The 19,793-nt window shown below is 64.3% G+C and carries 21 protein-coding genes; 15 read left to right on the top strand and 6 right to left on the bottom strand.

Annotated elements, in window-relative coordinates; translation table 11 throughout:
* Nucleotides 1-314: 314 nt before the first annotated feature.
* Nucleotides 315-947, bottom strand: a complete 633-nt coding sequence (locus QMB55_RS14130; RefSeq protein WP_497589365.1) for an acetate uptake transporter — start codon at nt 945-947, stop codon at nt 315-317.
* Between the two features lie 332 nt (nt 948-1,279).
* Here QMB55_RS14130 and QMB55_RS14125 point away from each other — a divergent pair, with 332 nt between their 5' ends.
* Entirely contained in the window at nt 1,280-1,645 is a 366-nt protein-coding gene (locus QMB55_RS14125) for a hypothetical protein (RefSeq protein ID WP_497589364.1), read from the top strand.
* 84 nt (nt 1,646-1,729) lie between these two features.
* On the opposite strand, the gene purM is transcribed toward QMB55_RS14125, so the two are convergent.
* A complete protein-coding gene (purM, locus tag QMB55_RS14120; RefSeq protein ID WP_497589363.1) occupies nt 1,730-2,767 on the bottom strand; it encodes a phosphoribosylformylglycinamidine cyclo-ligase in 1,038 nt (345 codons plus the stop codon).
* Nucleotides 2,768-2,903: 136 nt separating this feature from the next.
* On the opposite strand from purM, the gene hda reads away from it, so the two are divergent.
* The 10 genes from hda to QMB55_RS14070 all read left to right on the top strand — a co-directional run bounded on the left by hda (nt 2,904) and on the right by QMB55_RS14070 (nt 11,434).
* Complete coding sequence (gene hda, locus QMB55_RS14115; protein ID WP_497589362.1) at nt 2,904-3,560, top strand: DnaA regulatory inactivator Hda; 657 nt, start codon at nt 2,904-2,906, stop codon at nt 3,558-3,560.
* A gap of 49 nt (nt 3,561-3,609) precedes the next feature.
* A complete protein-coding gene (locus QMB55_RS14110; protein WP_497589360.1) occupies nt 3,610-4,275 on the top strand; it encodes a histidinol-phosphatase in 666 nt (221 codons plus the stop codon).
* 88 nt (nt 4,276-4,363) lie between these two features.
* Nucleotides 4,364-5,704, top strand: coding sequence for a polynucleotide adenylyltransferase PcnB (gene pcnB / locus QMB55_RS14105; protein WP_497589359.1), 1,341 nt, complete (start codon nt 4,364-4,366; stop codon nt 5,702-5,704).
* 11 nt (nt 5,705-5,715) lie between these two features.
* The gene (gene folK, locus QMB55_RS14100; protein ID WP_497589358.1) at nt 5,716-6,192 is read left to right on the top strand and encodes a 2-amino-4-hydroxy-6-hydroxymethyldihydropteridine diphosphokinase; all 477 of its coding nucleotides are present in this window, start codon (nt 5,716-5,718) and stop codon (nt 6,190-6,192) included.
* A gap of 49 nt (nt 6,193-6,241) precedes the next feature.
* The gene (locus tag QMB55_RS14095) at nt 6,242-6,559 is read left to right on the top strand and encodes a DMT family protein (RefSeq protein ID WP_497589368.1); all 318 of its coding nucleotides are present in this window, start codon (nt 6,242-6,244) and stop codon (nt 6,557-6,559) included.
* Between the two features lie 62 nt (nt 6,560-6,621).
* Complete coding sequence (gene panB, locus QMB55_RS14090; RefSeq protein ID WP_497589357.1) at nt 6,622-7,434, top strand: 3-methyl-2-oxobutanoate hydroxymethyltransferase; 813 nt, start codon at nt 6,622-6,624, stop codon at nt 7,432-7,434.
* A 35-nt stretch (nt 7,435-7,469) separates the two neighbouring features.
* Nucleotides 7,470-8,330: a pantoate--beta-alanine ligase gene (panC, locus tag QMB55_RS14085; protein WP_497589356.1), complete on the top strand. Its 861-nt coding sequence runs from the start codon at nt 7,470-7,472 to the stop codon at nt 8,328-8,330.
* Nucleotides 8,331-8,397: 67 nt separating this feature from the next.
* Nucleotides 8,398-8,778, top strand: coding sequence for an aspartate 1-decarboxylase (panD, locus tag QMB55_RS14080; protein ID WP_497589355.1), 381 nt, complete (start codon nt 8,398-8,400; stop codon nt 8,776-8,778).
* 288 nt (nt 8,779-9,066) lie between these two features.
* Nucleotides 9,067-10,149, top strand: coding sequence for a 3-phosphoserine/phosphohydroxythreonine transaminase (serC, locus tag QMB55_RS14075; RefSeq protein WP_497589354.1), 1,083 nt, complete (start codon nt 9,067-9,069; stop codon nt 10,147-10,149).
* A gap of 115 nt (nt 10,150-10,264) precedes the next feature.
* Nucleotides 10,265-11,434: a phosphoglycerate dehydrogenase gene (locus QMB55_RS14070; RefSeq protein WP_497589353.1), complete on the top strand. Its 1,170-nt coding sequence runs from the start codon at nt 10,265-10,267 to the stop codon at nt 11,432-11,434.
* Between the two features lie 129 nt (nt 11,435-11,563).
* Here the strand turns inward: QMB55_RS14070 and QMB55_RS14065 are convergent, their stop codons facing one another.
* Nucleotides 11,564-12,922 (bottom strand): NYN domain-containing protein, encoded by a 1,359-nt coding sequence (locus QMB55_RS14065; protein WP_497589352.1) that lies wholly within the window; start codon nt 12,920-12,922, stop codon nt 11,564-11,566.
* A gap of 116 nt (nt 12,923-13,038) precedes the next feature.
* Nucleotides 13,039-14,103, bottom strand: coding sequence for an RNA methyltransferase (locus QMB55_RS14060; protein WP_497589351.1), 1,065 nt, complete (start codon nt 14,101-14,103; stop codon nt 13,039-13,041).
* Nucleotides 14,104-14,278: 175 nt separating this feature from the next.
* Here QMB55_RS14060 and QMB55_RS14055 point away from each other — a divergent pair, with 175 nt between their 5' ends.
* The 3 genes from QMB55_RS14055 (at nt 14,279) to QMB55_RS14045 (ending at nt 16,784) form a co-directional block, all read left to right on the top strand.
* Nucleotides 14,279-15,325 (top strand): GMP reductase, encoded by a 1,047-nt coding sequence (locus tag QMB55_RS14055; RefSeq protein WP_497589350.1) that lies wholly within the window; start codon nt 14,279-14,281, stop codon nt 15,323-15,325.
* A gap of 165 nt (nt 15,326-15,490) precedes the next feature.
* Nucleotides 15,491-16,189 carry a Crp/Fnr family transcriptional regulator gene (locus QMB55_RS14050; RefSeq protein WP_497589349.1) on the top strand — a complete coding sequence of 233 codons (699 nt, stop codon included), beginning with the start codon at nt 15,491-15,493 and terminating at the stop codon, nt 16,187-16,189.
* A gap of 37 nt (nt 16,190-16,226) precedes the next feature.
* Nucleotides 16,227-16,784, top strand: coding sequence for a SixA phosphatase family protein (locus QMB55_RS14045; protein WP_497589348.1), 558 nt, complete (start codon nt 16,227-16,229; stop codon nt 16,782-16,784).
* A gap of 33 nt (nt 16,785-16,817) precedes the next feature.
* On the opposite strand, the gene QMB55_RS14040 is transcribed toward QMB55_RS14045, so the two are convergent.
* The gene (locus QMB55_RS14040; RefSeq protein ID WP_497589347.1) at nt 16,818-17,351 is read right to left on the bottom strand and encodes a pilin; all 534 of its coding nucleotides are present in this window, start codon (nt 17,349-17,351) and stop codon (nt 16,818-16,820) included.
* 293 nt (nt 17,352-17,644) lie between these two features.
* On the opposite strand from QMB55_RS14040, the gene tfpZ reads away from it, so the two are divergent.
* Entirely contained in the window at nt 17,645-18,400 is a 756-nt protein-coding gene (gene tfpZ, locus QMB55_RS14035) for a TfpX/TfpZ family type IV pilin accessory protein (protein WP_497589346.1), read from the top strand.
* A gap of 116 nt (nt 18,401-18,516) precedes the next feature.
* Here tfpZ and argJ read toward each other — a convergent pair whose 3' ends face one another.
* The gene (gene argJ, locus QMB55_RS14030) at nt 18,517-19,755 is read right to left on the bottom strand and encodes a bifunctional glutamate N-acetyltransferase/amino-acid acetyltransferase ArgJ (RefSeq protein WP_497589345.1); all 1,239 of its coding nucleotides are present in this window, start codon (nt 19,753-19,755) and stop codon (nt 18,517-18,519) included.
* Nucleotides 19,756-19,793 lie beyond the last annotated feature (38 nt).

Here is a 19,793-nt window from a genome sequence, read left to right as displayed (position 1 = left end):
CTCCCACCACCCCCACCCCACAAACAAAAAGCCCATGCCTTCAAAGACATGGGCTCTTACTGGGATTCAACCTCGGCACACACGGCCTCGGTGTTCGGCTTTTCGCCGTCAGGGTACTACGCGACAGTATTTGTAATGAGGTTGAGACAACGACCCATAAGCTCTCCCAACTGCGCGGCTGGCACCACCACTGCCCACCGGATTCGCCGCGAATCACGGCGCACACTCACTCTAGTCGTCGCATCGCCGAAAAGCCAGACAAAAAAGTGCCGGCGATTCCGCCGGCACTTTTAGGAATACGCGAAGACCACGCCTTACTTCGCGCCTTTGCGGATGAAGCCGAAGGGCGCGCCCAGCGGCAGAACGACACGGCCGAAGAAGCCATTAAGGAAGATCGCCCCCGCCGCATAGAAGCTCAGTAGCGAGATCAGCAACTCGGACAAAGCCGCCAAACCGGAGAAAAACGACGCGTTGATGCCCAGCAGCGAAAACGCCAGGGACGGAAACAGGACGTTGATCAACACCAGGATCACGGCAAAGACCTTATTGGTCTCAAACGAAGCAATCATGATGAAGAACGAGAAGATGCCGTAGCCGATACAGGCAAAGGCGAATTGGCGGGGGTCGGCCGCCGGATCGACCGGACCGAACCAGCCCTGAGCAATGGCCCAGTGGAAGGAAACCCCCATCCAGAACAAACCATAGACTCCCAGAACGATCGAGCCGAAATAGTTGTTCTTCTTGAAGTCGACGGTCGACGCCCAAAGTTGCGCCCCCGCCCCAAGGAAAAACGCCCATGGCAGAACAAAGGTCGTGCCGCTCGTCCATCCCATTTTCTGAGAGGCGGCGACCAGCGTGACGATGGCCAGGCCAAACACGCCGAGCGCCGTCGGGTCGGTCATAACGATCTTCGTTTCATTGGTAGCGGATGCTGGAACTGCAGACATGGGGTTTCCTTTGACTGATAGGCCTCCGCCAAGGCGGAGCAGAAGATGGACGCACGCCGACACCGAAGTACAGTGCGGTTAATTGTTTTACGCGAACGCTCGCAACAGCGGGCCAGGCAGCGCCTCGGCGGAATGATCCTCAGCGGGCACGAGCGCATCGCGGGGGCGCGATTCTAGCACGCCGCCCAAACGCGGCCGATCGCCACACAGCAGAACAAACGACACTTTTCTCGCGGAACAGCGTGACAAATCTCATGCCAAAGGATCAAGAAGCGAAGAATAATGCCGATAAATCAAATGCATCACAAAAACAAAACCGGGGGAGGAACGCCATGCGCATACCATTCGAAGCCCTGACCCAATTTTTGAACGGCCGCCCGCCCGATGCCAAACGAACCGAGCCCGTTGCCGCCTCGGCAGACCTCGGCGAAGCGCCGCAATTCAGCCTGCGCCACTGGACGCCCGGCGAGGAGCACGGCAGCCGCGACGGGCATAGCGCCGAGCGTGGCCCGGGCGAAGCGCCCACACCAAACAGCCCCTCCGCCGAGGCCCCCGCCCGGAAGGATCCCCCACTCGGTTTCGAGGAACGGCGCAAGGCCGACCGCCGCCAACAGAACATTCCGGTGCTGCTCGACACGCGCCTGTCTCCCTGCCGACGCGAAACCGACCGCCAGACGGCGATCAGCCTCAAAGCCTGAACCCCACCCCCACGACGCTCATTACCAATAGAAAAGGCGCCACACAGGCGCCTTTTCCAATTCTAAAACCAGGAACCGGAATGTTTAGATCACGATGGTCTGCGCTTCCCCTGCTGCGCGCGCCTCGATCCGCCCGATCTCAACCGCCGACTCACCGGCCTCCCGGAGCAATTGCAGGGCTTGGGCGGCGTCCGCCTGAGCGACGATGACCGCCATCCCGATGCCGCAGTTGAAGACCCGGTGCATTTCGCCCTCGGCCACTTGCCCTTCGCGCTGCAGCCAGTTGAAAAGTGCCGGACGCGTCCACCGCGATTGCTCGACCACGGCCTTGACGCCCTCAGGCAACACGCGCGGAATGTTCTCGGTCAAACCACCTCCCGTAATATGCGCCATGCCCTTGACCGGCAGCGCGGCCATCAGCGCCAGCAAAGGCTTCACGTAAATGCGGGTCGGCTCCATCAGCGCATCGGCCAGCGTCCGATCGCCGTCGAACGGCGCATCGAGGTCAGGGTTCGAGCGTGCAACGATCTTGCGGATCAGCGAATAGCCGTTCGAGTGCGCGCCCGAGGACGGCAAGCCGAGAACGACGTCGCCGGCCACAATTTCGCGCCCGGTGATGATTTTCGACTTTTCGACCACGCCGACGGCAAAACCCGCCAGATCGTATTCACCGTCCGGGTACATGCCCGGCATCTCGGCCGTCTCGCCGCCAATCAGGGCGCAACCGGCGTACTCACAGCCTTGCGCAATGCCTTTCACGACGTCGGCGGCAACGTCCACGTCGAGCTTGCCGCAGCCGAAATAATCGAGAAAGAACAGCGGCTCGGCGCCCTGCACCAACACGTCGTTGGCGCTCATCGCCACGAGGTCGATGCCGACGGTATCGTGCCGCTTGAGGTCGAACGCCAGCTTGAGCTTGGTGCCGACGCCGTCGGTACCCGAAACCAGAACCGGCTCCTGATAACGCTTGGGCACTTCGAACAAGGCCCCGAAGCCGCCCAGCCCGCTCAGCACGCCCTCGCGCATGGTTTTCTTGGCAAACGGTTTAATCCGTTCGACAAGTTCATCCCCGGCGTCAATATCCACGCCGGCATCACGGTAGGAAAGCGATTGCTGTGTCATCTTGTGTGTCGTCCCAAACGAGGCTTGCAAAAGCGGCTGGTGCTAAAATGCGCACCTTCATCCGCAGAAGAAGCCTGAATTTTAGCCGAAATCGACGTCACGCGTGCCGTCGGCACGGCGCCGAGCACCACTTTACATGCGTCAGCTCATCCTCGAACTCCTGCCCGAAGCCCCGCCCAGCCTCGATAATTTCGTCGCCGGCGGCAACGGCGAAGCATTAACCGCTCTGGCCCACTGGCTGTCTCCGGACAGCGGCGAGCCCTCGTTCGTCCTCTGGGGCGAAGCGGGCGCTGGCAAAAGCCACCTCCTGCGCGCCAGTGGCGCCGCCTACCACGACGCGGAAGCCGACCCGACACTCGCCGACATGGACGAGGAGCCTCTATTTCAAGCCGTCGACAACGTCGAGGCGCTGGCCCCGGAAGGGCAAATCGCCCTCTTCAACCGCTTCAACCGCCTGCGCGCCCGCGGCGGCCGACTGCTCACCGCGGCGGAGGCTCCACCGATGCAACTGGCGCTGCGCGAAGACCTGCGCACCCGCTTGGGCTCCGGCCTTATCTACCGTCTGCAGGCGCTCACCGACGACGAGCAACTGGCTGCGCTGAGCGCTCAGGCCGAAGCCCGCGGCATGGGCTTGCCGAGCGATGCACTGCACTACCTTGTCAGCCGTGCGCCGCGCGACATGCGCAGCCTGAGCGCGCTGCTCGTCGCGCTCGACCGCTATTCGCTCGAACATAAACGCGCGATCACCGTGCCGCTCCTGCGCGAAGTCCTGCTCGCCGGCCCCGAGGCCTGAGCCAGGCCTCGCCCCTCCGGATTCATCTTCACGCGAAAGCCCTACGCCCATGCAACTCGCCCTCTTCGATCTCGACAACACCCTGCTCGCCGGTGACAGCGACTACGAATGGACCCAGCACCTGATCAACAAAGGGGTTCTCGACCGCGACACTTTCGAGCGCCGCAACGCCGAGTTTTTCGAGCAGTACAAAGCCGGCACGCTGAACATCTTCGAATTCCTCGATTTCCAGCTGCAGTCGCTCTCCCGCCACCGGCGCGCTGACCTCGACGCCTGGCACGCCGAGTTCATGGCCGAGCGCATCCGCCCGATGATCGGCCGCAAGGCGCGCGACCTCGTCGCCCGCCACCAGGAGGCCGGCGACCTGTGCGCCCTGGTCACCGCGACCAACAGTTTCGTCACCGGCCCGATCGCCCGCGAATTCGGCATTCCGCACCTGATCGCCACGATTCCCGCACAGGAAGGTGGCGAATTCACCGGCAAGCCGCGCGGTACGCCCTCGTTCCGCGAGGGCAAAATCGAGCGCGTCGAGGCTTGGCTCGAAGCCATGGGCCTGTGGTGGAACGCCTTCGAGCACAGCTGGTTCTACAGCGACTCGCTCAACGACCTGCCCTTGCTCTCCAAAGTCAGCCACCCGATCGCCGTCGACCCGGACGCCACCCTGCGCGCCCACGCCGAGGCCCAGGGCTGGACCGTCCTCAACCTGCATCTTTGACATTCAAGATTAAGCGGCTGATTTACAGAGACATTTCGAGTACAATCTCGCCTTTTTCCGGAAATCCCGGTCGCTTTTTCACCGAAGGATGATTCGCAAACTCATCTCCCGCGTCTTTGGACGCAAACCGGGCCACGCCCGTCCCGCCACGCTCGAGGCCAGCCAGCACGGCATCCGCCGCGAAGACCTTAGCAACGGCAGCCGACGCACCGTCGAAACCCTCCAGCAACACGGCTATCAAGCCTTCGTCGTCGGCGGTGCCGTGCGCGACCTGCTGGCCGGCATTCCGCCCAAGGACTACGACGTCGCCACCAATGCCACGCCCGAGCAAGTGCGCCAGTGCTTCCGCCGCGCGCGCATCATCGGTCGCCGCTTCCAGATCGTGCATGTCATGATGGGAGCTGAGACCATCGAGGTCACCACCTTCCGAGGCCACCACGACCAGCACGACGACGAACGCCGCGCGCAGACCGACCAGAGCGGCCGCGTGTTGCGTGACAACGTCTTCGGCAGCCAGCAGGACGACGCTGCACGCCGCGACTTCACGATCAACGCGCTCTATTACGACCCGAGCAGCGGCCAGGTCATCGACTACCACCACGGGGTGGACGACATCCGCGCCAAGACCCTGCGCATGATCGGTGACCCGGCCAAGCGCTATCGCGAAGATCCGGTGCGCATGCTGCGCGCGGTTCGCCTTGCGGCCAAGCTCGACTATGCGATCGAGCCGGCGACGCGACGCCCGATCCAGGAGCTTGCCGACCTGATCGAAGGCGTCCCGCCCTCGCGTCTGTTCGACGAGATGCTCAAGCTGCTCACTTCCGGCTACGCCGTCGACTGCGTCCGTCGCTTGCGCGACGAAGGCCTGCATCATGGCCTGTTGCCGCTACTCGACGTCATCCTCGAACAGCCGCTCGGCGAGCGCTTCGTGATGCTCTCGCTGGCCAACACCGACAAGCGCATCCGCACCGGCAAACCGGTTTCCCCGGGCTTCCTCTTCGCCACCCTGCTCTGGCACGAAGTGCTCGCCAAGTGGCAGGCGCTCCAGGCCGGCGGCGAGCGCCCGATTCCGGCGCTTTACCTGGCGATGGACGACGTGCTCGAGGTGCAAGGCGAAAAGCTCGCTATCACCCGCCGCATCGCTGGCGACATCAAGGACATTTGGGCGCTGCAGCCGCGCTTCGAACAACGTTCGGGCAAGCGTCCGTACGCCCTGCTCGAACAAGCGCGCTTCCGCGCCGGCTACGACTTCCTGCTCCTGCGCGCCGAGTCGGGCGAAGTCGATCGAGAACTGGCCCAGTGGTGGACCGGCTTCATCGAACACGACGGCGACGCCCGCGCCGCCATGCTCCTGCCACAAAGCAGCGACGGCACCAAGAAACGCCGTCGCCGTCGACGCAAACCGGGTGGCGGCGACAGCGAAGCGTAGCAAACTCCGTCATGCACCTTGCCTACATCGCGCTCGGCGCCAATCTGGACGACCCGCTCGGCCAATTGCGCGCCGCGCTCGACACCCTCGCCGCCCTGCCCGGCAGCCGCCTGCTGCGCGCCTCGTCGTTCTACCGTACCGCGCCGGTTGGCGCTCCGGGCCAGCCCGACTACCTCAACGCCGTCGCCGCGCTGGAGACCACGCTCCCCCCGGAGGCCCTGCTCACCGCGCTGCTCGCCATCGAGCATGACTTCGGACGGCAGCGCGCGTACCGCAATGCGCCGCGTACCCTCGACCTCGACCTGCTGCTCTACGACGACCTCGTCATCGACCGCCCGCAGCTGCAGATTCCGCATCCGCGCCTGCATCTGCGCGCCTTCGTCGTCGTGCCGCTGGCCGAAATCGCGCCCGACCTGCGCCTTCCGGGCCGAGGCAGCCTCGCCGCCTGGCTGCCCGCCACCGCCATGCAACGCATCGTCAAGTTGTGAGCGCACCGTGGTCGCCGAATTAAAAATTCCCGCCCTCTGGCAAACCGTGATGCTGCTGTCGGCGGCGAACGTCTTCATGACGTTCGCCTGGTATTCACACCTCAAGCACCTCAACGACCGCCCATGGTGGATCGCGGCACTGATCGCCTGGGGCATCGCGCTGTTCGAATACCTGTTGCAGGTACCGGCCAACCGCATCGGCCACACCGAGCTCTCGCTCGCCCAGCTCAAGATTCTGCAGGAAGCGATCACCCTGACCGTGTTCGTTCCGTTCGTCGTTTTCTACATGCAGCAGCCACTCAAGCTTGACTATCTATGGGCGGCCCTGTGTATCCTAGGCGCCATCTATTTCGTCTTCCGCTCGTAGCGCGCAGCCCGACCGGGCGCCCCCGAGCACACCGGATTTTCATTCCTCTGCGAGACCCCACCGTGTCCTCCCAAACCCCGCAACGCCGCTTGAGCCTGCTCGACTTGGCCAAGATGCGCGCCGCCGGCGACAAGATCGCCATGCTCACCTGTTATGACGCCAGCTTCGCCGCCCTGTGCGACGCCCAAGGCGTCGACATCCTGCTCGTCGGCGACTCGCTCGGCATGGTCCTGCAAGGCCACGACTCGACGCTCCCCGTCAGCGTCGCCGACATGGCCTACCACACCGCCGCTGTCGCCCGCGGCAGCCAGCACGCCTACGTTGTCGCCGACATGCCCTTCGGCAGTTTTCAGGAAAGCCCGACGCACGCCTTCCGCAACGCCGCCGCGCTGCTCGCAGCCGGCGCCCAGATGGTCAAGCTCGAAGGCGGCGAAGCGATGGCCGAGACCACCCGCTTCCTCGTCCAGCGTGGCATTCCCGTCTGCGCCCACGTCGGCCTCACCCCACAATCAGTGCATCAGCTCGGTGGCTACCGCGTGCAGGGCAAGGACGACAGCGGCGCGGCGCAACTCCTCGCCGACGCCGAAGCCCAGCAGAACGCCGGCGCCAGCCTGATCGTTCTCGAAGCCATCCCCTCGCCGCTGGCCGCCGCGGTTACCGCCCGCCTGCACATTCCGACCATCGGCATTGGCGCCGGTGCCGAATGCTCCGGCCAGGTGCTGGTGCTGCACGACATGCTCGACGTCGCCCCCGGCCGCAAGCCACGCTTCGTCAAGAACTTCATGGCCGGACAAGCCTCGATCGGCGCCGCCATCGCCGCCTATGTCAACGAAGTGAAGGCCGGCACCTTCCCCGCCCCGGAGCACGGCTACTGAGCCGGCATACAGCAAAGAACGCCAGGAAGAACACCATGCTCATCCATTCCCGCATCGCCGACCTGCGTGCCGCCCTCCAGGGCCGCGGCCGGATCGTCTTTGTCCCCACCATGGGCAACCTGCACGCCGGCCACATCAGCCTGATGGAGCAGGCCCGCGCGCACGGCGACACCGTCGTCGCCAGCATCTTCGTCAACCGACTGCAATTCGGCCCCAACGAGGACTTCGACAAGTACCCGCGCACCTTCGCCGACGACTGCGCCAAGCTCGAGGCCGCTGGCGTCGACGTTCTCTTTGCCCCCGACGAACAGGAGTTTTACCCCGAGCCGCAGGCCTACCAGGTCGATCCGCCCGAAATTCAGAACCTGCTCGAAGGCGAGTTCCGCCCTGGTCATTTCCGCGGCGTCGCCACCGTCGTCCTCAAGCTCTTCAACATCGTCCAGCCGCAGGTCGCCGTATTCGGCAAGAAGGATTACCAGCAGCTGATGGTGCTGCGCAACATGACGCGCCAACTGGCGCTACCGATCGAAATCGTCGGCGGCGAGACGGTGCGCGCCGAAGACGGTCTGGCGCTCTCCTCGCGCAACGGCTACTTGACGCCCGAACAGCGCGCCGAGGCGCCGCGCCTCGCCCGTGCCCTGCGCGAACTGCGTACGGCCGTGCTGCTCGGCATCTACGACTTCGAGCGCCTCGAGCGCGTGGCGCGCGAGGAACTCGACGGCCACGGCTGGCAAACTGACTACGTCTCGGTACGCCGCCAGTCGGACCTGATGCCGCCGCAGCGGGGCGACCGCGCCCTCGTCGCCCTCGCCGCCAGCCGCCTGGGCAGCACGCGCCTGATCGACAACATCGAGATCGAGATCAAGACGCCCGGCGAGCGCGGGATTTCGGGTTGACACCCGGGCCTCAACGACTAGAATTTTCACCCTTCCCCGAAAGGGAAATAAGGAACCGAGTACCACCATGCAAAGAACGATGCTGAAATCCAAGCTGCACCGAGTGACGACCACGCACTCGGAGCTGCATTACGAAGGCTCTTGCGCCATCGACCTCGACCTGCTCGAAGCGGCCGACATCGTCGAGCACGAGCAGATCGACATCTGGAACGTCAATAACGGCGAGCGCTTCACGACCTACGCCATCCGCGCCGAACGCGGCTCGGGCATCATTTCCGTGAACGGCTCGGCCGCCCGTCGCGCCGCGCCCGGCGACCTCTTGATCATCGCCAGCTTCGCCCAGTACGACGAAGCCGAGCGCGCCACCTATGCGCCCAAGCTCGTCTACGCCGACGCCCAGAACCGCATCAAGCGCACCGGCGACGGCGTTCCCGAGCAGTCGGCCTAAGCGCGCCCCCTGCGCTCGACGTTCCGCGGCCTCCGCTGCCGCGCCCCAGCTGCGCGGCTCACGCGTTGCCGCTGGCCGCCCGCCTCTCCCGGCCTTCGCGCCGGACGAATTCTCTTCGCCGACACTTTGCGCGCACGCGCGCCGAGGTCGGCGCTCGTCCATAGCCGCCCCCACCCAATTTGGCTAGAATGTTCGTCGCCAGCGGCAGCGACGGCCCGATAACGATACGCCGCCCGACGTTTCCACCCTGCCCGCTTACGTCACGCTTTTCCTCACGAAAGGATCGCCATGGATCGCATCTTCAACTTCAGCGCAGGCCCCGCCACCCTCCCCCTGGAAGTGCTCGAAACCGCCCGCGACGAACTGACCAACTGGCATGGCAGTGGCATGTCGGTGATGGAAATGTCGCACCGCGGCAAGGAATACATGAGCATCCACGCCGAGGCCGAAGCCGACCTGCGCACGCTGCTCGGCATTCCCGCCAACTACAAAGTGCTCTTCCTGCAGGGCGGCGCCACGGCGCAATTCGACATGGTTCCGATGAACCTCCTGCGCGGCAAGGCCGCGGCGGACTACCTCAACACCGGCGAGTGGTCGAAAAAGGCGATCAAGGAGGCCAAGAAATTCGGCCAGGTGAACATCGTCGCCAGCTCCGAAGACAAGAACTTCAGCTACGCACCGGCGTTCTCGACCTGGACGCTCGACCCGAACGCGGCCTACGTGCACATCACCTCGAACGAGACCATCGGCGGCGTCGAGATTTTCGACACCCCGGACACCGGCAACGTGCCGCTCGTCGCCGACATGTCGTCGAACATCCTCTCGCGCCCGATCGACGTTTCCAAGTACGGTCTGATCTACGCCGGCGCGCAGAAGAACATCGGCCCGGCCGGCGTCACCGTGGTCATCGTCCGCGAAGACCTGCTCGGCCAGACCGTGCCCGGCACGCCGACCGTCTTCGACTACAAGGTGCAGGCCGAGGCCGAGTCGATGTACAACACCCCGCCGACCTACGGCATCTACATCGCCGGCCTCGTCTTCAAGCATCTGCTCGCCAAGGGCGGCCTCGTCGCCATGGAAGCGCAGAACCGCGCCAAGGCCAAGCTGATCTATGACCTGCTCGACGCCTCCAGCCTCTACCAGTCGCCGGTGGCGCTGGAAAACCGTTCGCTGATGAACATTCCGTTCACCTTGAAGGACGCCGCGCTCGACGAAGACTTCCTGAAGCAGGCAAAGGCCGCCGGCCTCGTCCAGCTCAAGGGACACAAATCGGTCGGCGGCATGCGCGCCTCGATCTACAACGCCATGCCCATCGAAGGCGTCCAGGCCCTCGTGGCCTTCATGCAGGACTTCGAAAAGTCGCACGCCTAAGACGCCACGCCTCGCTTCACCCGGCGGCGCCCTCGCGCGCCGCCGGTCGCTTTACCTGACTTGCCCGCTGTTGCTGTTTCGCACCGCTTCACCTCACGATTCCCAGGGAACCCGTATGACGCGCACGATCCAGACGCTCAACGCCATCTCGCGCAAAGGCCTCGCCCGCCTGCCCGAGGCGTATTCGGTCAGCAACGACGCCACCGCGCCAGACGCCATCCTCGTCCGCTCGCAGGCGATGCACGAACTGCCCATCCCCGAGAGCGTCCTGGCCATCGGCCGCGCCGGCGCCGGCACCAACAACATTCCAGTCAAGGCGATGAGCGAACGCGGCGTCGTCGTCTTCAACGCGCCCGGCGCCAACGCCAACGCGGTCAAGGAGCTGGTCATCGCCGGCATGCTCGTCGGCACGCGCAACCTCGCCCCGGCGCTGGCCTTCGTCAGCGGCCTGCGCGGCGACGACGAGGCGCTGCACAAACAGGTCGAAGCGGGCAAGAAAAATTACGTCGGGCACGAACTGCGCGGCAGCACGCTGGGCATCGTCGGCCTCGGCGCCATCGGCTCGCAGCTCGCCGAAGCGGCGATCGCGCTGGGCATGCAGGTCGTCGGCTACGACCCGGAAATCACCGTCGAAGCCGCCTGGCGCCTGCCTTCGCAAGTGCGCAAGGCGACCAGCGTCGACGACCTCGTCAAGCGCGCCGACTTCGTCAGCCTGCACGTCCCGCTCCTGCCGACGACCAAGGACCTCATCAATGCCGAGCGCATCGCGCTGATGAAAAAGGGCTGCGTGCTGCTCAACTTCGCACGCGAGGGCATCGTCAATGAGCGCGCCGCACTGGCCGGCCTGAACGACGGCCGCCTGCACGCCTACGTCTGCGACTTCCCCAGCCACCTGCTCAGTCAGCACCCGCGCTTCGTGGCGCTGCCGCACCTCGGCGCCTCGACCGAGGAGGCCGAGGAAAACTGCGCGATCATGGTCGCCGAGCAGGTCGCCGACTATCTTGAGCACGGCAACATCACGAACGCGGTGAACTTCCCCAACATCGCCATGCCGCGCGAATCGGCCTTCCGCCTGGCGATCGCCAACGCCAACGTGCCGAACATGCTGGGCCAGATCTCGACCACGCTGGCCGGCGCCGGGCTCAACATCCACAACATGGTGAACAAGTCGCGCGGCGACTACGCCTTCACTCTGGTCGACGTCGAAAGCGAAGTCCCGCCTGAGCTCATCGCCCGCCTGCAGGCGATCGACGGCGTGCTGCGGGTGCGCTACCTGCCGGCGTAAAAAGTCGCGAGCCGGAGAAAGGCTCAACCACGATAGATTCGCAGGCGCGCAGGAAAAATAATTCCCCGCGCCTGTTTCTCCCCGTCTTCTCCGTCGCGAAGCTTGGCGGTTACCGTCCTCGCCCGGGTTTCAGGACTCAACCGCTGGAGCCGCCTTGCGGGCGCGCGGCTTGCGCGCGGGCGACGTCTTCTCCACGGCGGGGGCGGCATCCGCCGCCGGCGCTGCGGGCTTCTTGGCCGCGGCTTTGCGTGGCGGTCGTGCCGAGACCGGCGCTTCGCTTTCGGCGACGGCCGCGGACGGCTCGATGGCGACCGGAGCGGCGCGTGCGGGGCCCGCACTAGGCTTCTCGGCACCCGCCTCCTTCTTCTCGTTCGCGGCCTTGCCGCGCCCGCGCCGAGCGCTCGGACGTCGTTTTTCGCCCTCGCCGGCCAACACCACGGGCACCTCGCTGGACGCCACCATCGGCGCGCTCTCCAGCGCCGCTGCAGGCCGCACGGGGCTTGGCTCCGGGGCCGGTGCATTCTGCGCCGTGCTCGCTTCGAGCGGCATCGGCGCGTTGTTCTCGCCGTGCGCGCCACGTCCCTTGCCGCGGCCGCCCCGACGATTGCGGCGACCGGCGCCGTTGTCCTCCACCGAGGCCTGGGCTCCGGCTTCGTGGCTGGCGCCCCCTTCGGGCTGCGCCGCAGGCGCCGTGCTGCGGAAGACATAGGCGCCGGATTTTTCGTCGCGGCCGACTTCGAACAGGCCACGCGTCTGCGCCGCGTCGAGCAGGTTGCCAAAGGCGCGGAAGCCGAAGTGGCTTTCGTTGAAATCGGGCCGCCGGCGTTTGATCGCCTCCTTGAGCATCGAGGCCCAGATGCGGCTGCTGTCGCCGCGTTCGACGACCAGCGCGTCGAAGGTCGACGCCGCCAGTTCGACGGCCTCGCTGCGCCTTGCCTCAAGTTCTTCGGAGGAACGCTTGGCGAACGGTGCGTCAGCCTTCGGGTCGCGCCGCACCGCACTGCGCTGGCTCTCGCGCACCAGGTCGTCGTAGAAGATGAACTCGTCGCAGTTGGCGATCAGGAGATCGGAAGTCGACTGCTTGATGCCGACGCCGATCACGTACTTGGCGTTCTCGCGCAGCTTGGAGACGAGCGGTGAGAAATCGGAATCGCCGCTGACGATGACGAAGGTATTGACGTGAGCTTTGGTGTAGCAAAGATCGAGCGCGTCGACGACCATGCGGATGTCGGCGGAATTCTTGCCCGACTGGCGCACGTGCGGAATCTCGATCAACTCGAAATTGGCCTCGTGCATCGCGGCCTTGAAGCCCTTGTAGCGCTCCCAGTCGCAATAGGCTTTCTTGACCACGATGCTGCCCTTGAGCAACAGGCGTTCGAGCACCGGCTTGATGTCGAACTTGTCGTACTTCGCGTCACGCACGCCGAGCGCGACGTTCTCGAAGTCGCAAAACATGGCCATGCTGACGGTATCGGGTGAGGGGGGCATAGGAAACTCCTGATGATGCCGGAAAGAGGGGCGCAGAACGCGCCACGGCTGGCCCGCAGTATATACCGCGGCCCGCGCCCCCGCCGGGAACGGAGGGCGAACCAGATGAATCCGTCTCAGTCCGCGCGCAGCACCCGACGCACCGCTGGCGTGCCATCGAGCGTGCGGGCGCGCAACTGACCGCAGCCGCCGTCGACGGCTTGCCCGGCTGAATCGCGCAGACAGGCGACGATGCCGTGCTGGCGCAAGGCCAGCACCAGCGCGGCCGCGCGCTCGGTGGAAACGCGCGAAAAACCGGCGCCATCAATGCCGCTTTCGGTGCCGCTCTCAATACGATTAAAGGCGATGAAATTCATCATCGCGTACTTGCCGGCGAGCAGCGCAGCGATACGCTCGGCTTCGGCGTCGCTGTCGTTCACCCCTTCGAGCAGCGTCCATTGGTACTGGATCGGATAGCCCGTTGCCCGCGCATAGCTTTCGCCCAGTTCGACAAGCTCGGCGGGCGAAAGGCGCGGCGCGCGCGGCAGCAGGCGGGCACGCAGTTCAGCATCAGTGGTGTGCAGCGAAATCGCCAGCGCCGGCTTGACCGCGCCTTGCGGCAAGCGCTCGAAGACACGCACGTCGCCGACCGTCGAGAAGACGAGGTTCTTGTGCCCGATGCCGCCGAGCGTGCCGAGCAATTCGATCGCCTCGAGCACGTTGTCGAGGTTGTGCGACGGCTCGCCCATGCCCATGAAGACGACCTTGCTCACCGCCCGCCGCGCCCGCGCCAGCACCACCTGAGCGACGATTTCGGCGCTGCCGAGCTGGCGCAAGAGCCCGGACTTCCCGGTCATGCAGAAGGTGCAGCCGACCGCGCAGCCGACCTGGGTCGACACGCAAACGCCTTGCCGCGGCAAAAGCACACTTTCTACGGCTTGGCCGTCGGCAAGGCCGACCAGCAGGCGTTGCGCTTCATGTTCGTCGGCCTGCGCGGTGCGCAGACCCGCCAGTGCAGCGAGCTGCGCGGCAAGTTCGGGCAAGGCCTCGCGCACCCGGCGCGGCAGGCTGTCTTCGGCGCGCAGGCGGCGGGCGCCGGCGTCGAGCGGGCGCGCCTGCAGCCAGGCGCGCAGGATGCGCTCGACGTGCGCCGGCTTTGCGCCCAGCGCGGCAAGCCGTTCTTTGATCTCGGAAATTTGCATAAGGCGCGCATGTTAGCACCGCCCCCGCCCCCTGCGCCGGGCCCGATTGCCTCAGACCGCAAAGGCGCTTCCCACGCCTCCGATTTTGCGCCACAATGAAGAGTTGCCCGCAATTTGCGATTCTGCGTTTTTGCGCGCCGCGTCACCCTACATTTCGGACAGAGAAGGAAGCTGCATGCGTATCGAACAGGAACTCAAGCTCGACTTCAAGGACGTGCTCATCCGCCCCAAGCGCTCGACGCTGACCTCGCGCTCGGAAGTCGACATCTCGCGCGAATTCGTTTTCCCGCACTCCAAGCGCAGCTACCAGGGCATCCCCATCATCGCCGCCAACATGGACGCCACGGGCACGATGGAGATGGCCCGCGCGCTCGCCAAACAACGGCTCTCGGTCGCCCTGCACAAGCATTACAGCGAAGCTGAACTGCTCGACTTCTTCGCCACCCAGCCCGAATCGCCGCCCACCTTCTACTCGATGGGCATCACCACGCCCGACCTCGAGAAGTTCCGGCGCGTCCATGACAAGGCCAACGGCTCGATCCAGAACGTCTGCGTCGACGTCGCCAACGGGTACACCAGCGCCTTCGTGCGCTTCATCGACAAGCTGCGCCACGCCTACCCTGAAGTCACGATCATGGCCGGCAACGTGGTCACCGGCGAGATGACCGAGCAACTGATTCTCGACGGCGTCGACATCGTCAAGGTCGGCATCGGCCCCGGCTCGGTCTGCACCACGCGGCGCATGGCCGGCGTCGGCTACCCGCAACTCTCGGCGATCATCGAATGCGCCGACGCCGCGCACGGCCTGCGCGGCCTGATCTGCGCCGACGGCGGCTGCACCTCGCCGGGCGACATCGCCAAGGCTTTCGGTGCCGGCGCCGACTTCGTCATGCTCGGCGGCATGCTCGCCGGCCACGACGAATGCGGCTCGGACATCGTCGAAGTCAACGGCGTGCGCAAGATGCGCTTCTACGGCATGAGCTCGCGCGAAGCGATGAACAAATACGCCGGCGGCGTCGCCGAGTACCGCGCCTCGGAAGGCAAGGAAGTGCTGCTCGACTACCGCGGCCCGGTGGACGCCACGCTGCAAGACATCCTCGGCGGCGTACGCTCGGCCTGCACCTACGTCGGCGCGCGCCAGCTCAAGGAACTCTCCAAGCGCACCACCTTCATCCGCGTCAGCCAGCAGCTCAACGAGGTCTTCGGCGCCGTAAAACCCTGACGCCCTGAGCAAGCCAGGCCGTTCGTCGTCTGCGCGCGACGGACGGCCTTTTTCTGCGACGGATCACGCGAAGCGAAAACCCACTCGCTGACTGCCGGCTTGCTGTGCCGGCCTGTGCGTGCGACGATCCGGCATGACGCTTAACTCGGCAGCCCAACGACCGCCATGCAGACTCGCACCAACTTCGACATCCCCGCCCTGCTCGCCCAGGTACCGCTGTTCAACAGCCTGGGCGACGACGAGCTCGCCCGCCTGGCGCGCGGCACGCGCGAGCTGACGGCCGCACGCGGCGAAATCCTCTTCCACAAGGGCGACGCGCCGAGCGGGTTCTACCTCGTTCTCGACGGCCAAGTCAAACTCGCGCTCACTTCGGCACGTGGCAACGAGAAGGTCGTCGACGTCATCGGTTCCGGCCAGACCTTCGGCGAAGCGGTGATGTTCATGGACGCGACGCACGTCGTCTTCGCCCAGGCGCTGGTCGAAACCCGACTGCTCCTGATCTCGCGCACCGTCCTCCTCGGCGAGCTGGAGAAAGACCCGCAACTCGCGCGCAAAATGCTCGCCGCGCTCTCGATGCGCCTGCACCACCTGATCGCCGACGTCGAAGCCTACTCGCTGCACTCCGGCCGTCAGCGCATCATCGGCTACCTGCTGCGCGAGCATGACGACACGGGCGAAGCCGCGGAATCCAACGAACTTGCCGTGCGCCTGCCGACCAGCAAAGGCGTCGTCGCCTCCCGCCTCAACCTCACCCAGGAACACTTCTCGCGCATCCTGCACGAGTTCTCGGACAGCGGGCTGATCATCGTCGAAGGCCGCACCATCCGCATCCCCGACGTCGCCCGCCTGCGCGCCTGCGACTGATTCCGCGACGAGTTTCTACCCCAACAAGGAGGCCCGCATGGAACTCCTGCTCTGGCGCCACGCCGAAGCCGAGGACGGATATCCCGACGCCGATCGCCGACTCACCCCACGCGGCGAGCAGCAAGCGCAACGCATGGCCGCCTGGATCAAGGGCCACGCCCCGAAAAACCTGCGCATCCTCGTCAGTCCCGCCACTCGCTGCCAGCAAACGGCTGCGGCGCTCGGACTACCGTTCGAAACCGATTCCCGCCTCTCGACCGCCGGCTCAGTCGCCGACCTGCTCGCCACCGCCGGCTGGCCCGACGCCAGCGCACACGACGCCGTCCTCATCGTCGGTCACCAGCCCACCCTCGGCCGCAGTGCAGCGCTGCTGCTCTCTGGGCGTGAAGACGAATGGGGGATCAAGAAGGGCGCGCTGCTGTGGTTCGGTACCTGTACTCAAAATGGAGTACCACAGACCGCTCTTCGAACCAGCCTGACGCAAGCCCTGGCTAAGAGCCATCCCAGGCGCTGCTCAGAGCAGGCATCGCAGAGAAAACGGCAGGATATCCAAACAAAAACCCCGCCGAAGCGGGGTTCCGATTCACCACGATGAGTTCCCCGTTATGCCGTGAACCCTTCTCTGCGATTACGGGAAGGCAGTGGCCTGGTCCGTACAACCAGCCGGACGGAATTTCGCCGGAACAGTGCTGAAGCAATGCCACTGAGCATCCACGCTACGCTCCCATACCAGCGTATTGGCGCCAGCCACGGCGAGTTGCGGGTTCGCGCTATTGCCAAAGGTGGCAGTAATTGTATTGGTGGCATTGGCCGCCAGCGTAGCGTTTGCTACTAGCGGATATCCCGTCCCAGGCAATGCCGCCGTACTACCCACACCTTGAGCAGCGCCAACCATCAGGGTAGACGCGGTCGCCGCCAAATCGCAGTCACCCGCCCCGACCGCAGCACCGCGAGGTGCGGACGAAATGATATTCACACGATTGTCGTTAAAGCAGGCGTCAATCGCATTCTTGAGCGCCCCGACTTCACCCATCGCCCGCGACACTTGGGACTTGGCGACATACGTCTGGTATTGGGGCAGTGCCACGGCAGCCAAAATGCCGATAATAGCCACGACGATCATCAGTTCGATCAGCGTGAAACCCTGTTGCAGCTTTCTCATTGCCTTCTCCTTTGATCAACAAAAACGCCAAAATGACGTCTTGGTTATCCTAAGCAAATCGTGTGCCACAGAACCATCCCAGCTCGTCCCTTTCCCAAAACAAAGTCACCAGCCGTTGGCACAAAAACCAACAGACTTAGCGCACCTCTGTCGCTTTACAAATCTGACGCTTTTTGTCACCCACGCTGCCAAAAACCGTCTCTCCTCGCCCAAAAGTTGAACTCGGAAACCACTTCCAGCGCCAGCCATTTCCAATAGATAATTCATCAGTCGTCCACAATTTTGATCCCGACATGAAGATTACCACCCGCAAACAAGCCTTCGCCCTCCATCTAATCGGCTCACTGTTTATTGCGGCAATGGCAGCCACGCTGGTTTTTCTGTTCTGGTACCCATGGTCACTATCCGCGGCCACAGGTGCGACTGACATTTTCCTGATGCTATTGTTGATTGATGTGATCACTGGCCCGTGTCTGACGCTCATAGTTTTCGATCGCGAAAAAAAAGAACTTAAGCGCGATTTAATTTTCGTGGTGCTGCTCCAACTCTCTGCGCTGGCCTATGGGATAAACGCCGTTTTTGTTGCGCGCCCCGTTTATTATGTTTTCACGGGAAATAACTTCGAGCTCACTTACGCAAACGACCTGAACGACGAACGCCTAGCAAATGCGCGCCTTGATCAGTTCAAAACCTTACCCCTCCTAGGCCCAGAAACCATCAGCGCCCGTCTCGACGAAGAAACACAAAATGAACGAACTGCGATACGCGCCATGCTCACCCGCAACCTCCCCATCCTGCCGCAATACTATCTTCCATACAACGAATTACTCCCCCAAATTCAAGAAAGCGCTCGACCACTTTCAGATCTCCGAGAAAGCAACGCTGACAAGCGCTCTGAAATCGACGAACTGCAAAAAAAACATGCTGAAAACATTAATGCAGTCGGCTTTGTCCCACTCAATGGCGCAGATGAAGACCTCGTCGCCATCGTAAGGAAAACCGATGGACACTTGCTTGATATCCGACGATTAAAATCAGAAAAAAAATAACCTCATTCAAGCCATTCCGGTTCTGAGGAGTGTTGCTACCGCCTAGCGCTCAGGCGTGCACCATGTAACAAAAAACCGGCCTGTCGGCCGGTTTTCTTTGAAGGCGTGAGAAGCCCTCAACTGCGATAGTCGGCGTTGATCTTCACGTAATCGTACGAAAAATCGCAGGTATAAACCGTCGCGTTGGCCCGGCCGCGGCCGAGATCAACGCGCACCGACAGTTCGGCGTTTTTCATGATCCGCGAACCATCCTCTTCGCGATAGCTGGCGGCACGCCCCCCCTTTTCGGCGACCAGCACTTCTTCGCCCGGGGTGCCGAGCCAGACGCGCAGGGTGTCAACGTTCAGATCGTCGATCCCGGCGTAGCCGATCGCGGCGAGGATGCGCCCAAGGTTGGGGTCGGAGGCGAAGAAGGCCGTCTTGACCAGCGGCGAGTGGCCGATGGCGTAGCCAACGCGCTTACACTCGGCACGGTCGCGCCCGCCTTCGATGATCAGGCGCATGAACTTGGTCGCGCCCTCGCCGTCGCGCACAATGGCTTGCGCCAGTTCGCAGGCGACTTCGATCACCGCTGCACGCAGTGCGGCGTAGCCGGCCGACTGCGCATCGCTGCACACCAGGCCGGACTGGCCGGTGGCCATGAGCACGAAGGAATCGTTGGTCGAGGTGTCACCGTCGATGGTGATGCAGTTGAACGATTCGTCGGCCGCTTCGCGCGCCAGTTCGCGCAGCAGCGGCTCTGCAATGCCGGCGTCGGTGGCGAGGAAGCCGAGCATGGTCGCCATGTTCGGCTTGATCATCCCGGCGCCCTTGCTGATGCCGGTAATCGTCACCGTTTTGCCTTCGATCACGACGCGGCGCGACGCGGCCTTGGCCACGGTGTCGGTGGTCATGATGCCGTGCGCGGCGGCGTGCCAGTGGTCGGCCTTGAGGTCGGCGATGCAGGCCGGCAAACCGGCGACGATGCGCCCGACGGGCAGGGGCTCGAGGATCACGCCAGTGGAGAACGGCAGCACTTGCGCATCAATGATGCCGAGCTGCTCGGCGACGGCGGCGCAGGTCTGTTCGGCGACGGCCAGCCCCGGAGCGCCGGTGCCGGCATTGGCGATGCCGGTATTGATCACCAAGGCGCGGATGCCGATCGGCAGGGCGAGGTGGCGGCGGCAGACCTGCACCGGCGCGGCGCAAAAACGGTTCTGGGTGAACACGCCAGCGACCGTGCTGCCGGCGTCGAGCGCGATCAGCGTGAGGTCGCGCCGATTGGCCTTGCGGATGCCCGCTTCAGCGACGCCGAGGCGCACGCCGGCAACGGGGAAGAGGGCTTCGGGGGCGGGAGTGGTGTAATTGACGGGCATTTTTTCTTCTCCTCCTAACGCCGCGCGGGCGTGGCAAG

Origin of the sequence: Propionivibrio sp. (assembly GCF_041441355.1) — a bacterium.
In the GTDB taxonomy this organism is placed as follows: Bacteria; Pseudomonadota; Gammaproteobacteria; order Burkholderiales; family Rhodocyclaceae; genus Propionivibrio.
Note: the sequence above shows the minus strand (reverse complement) of the source record. Positions and strands in the feature narration are given on the sequence as shown.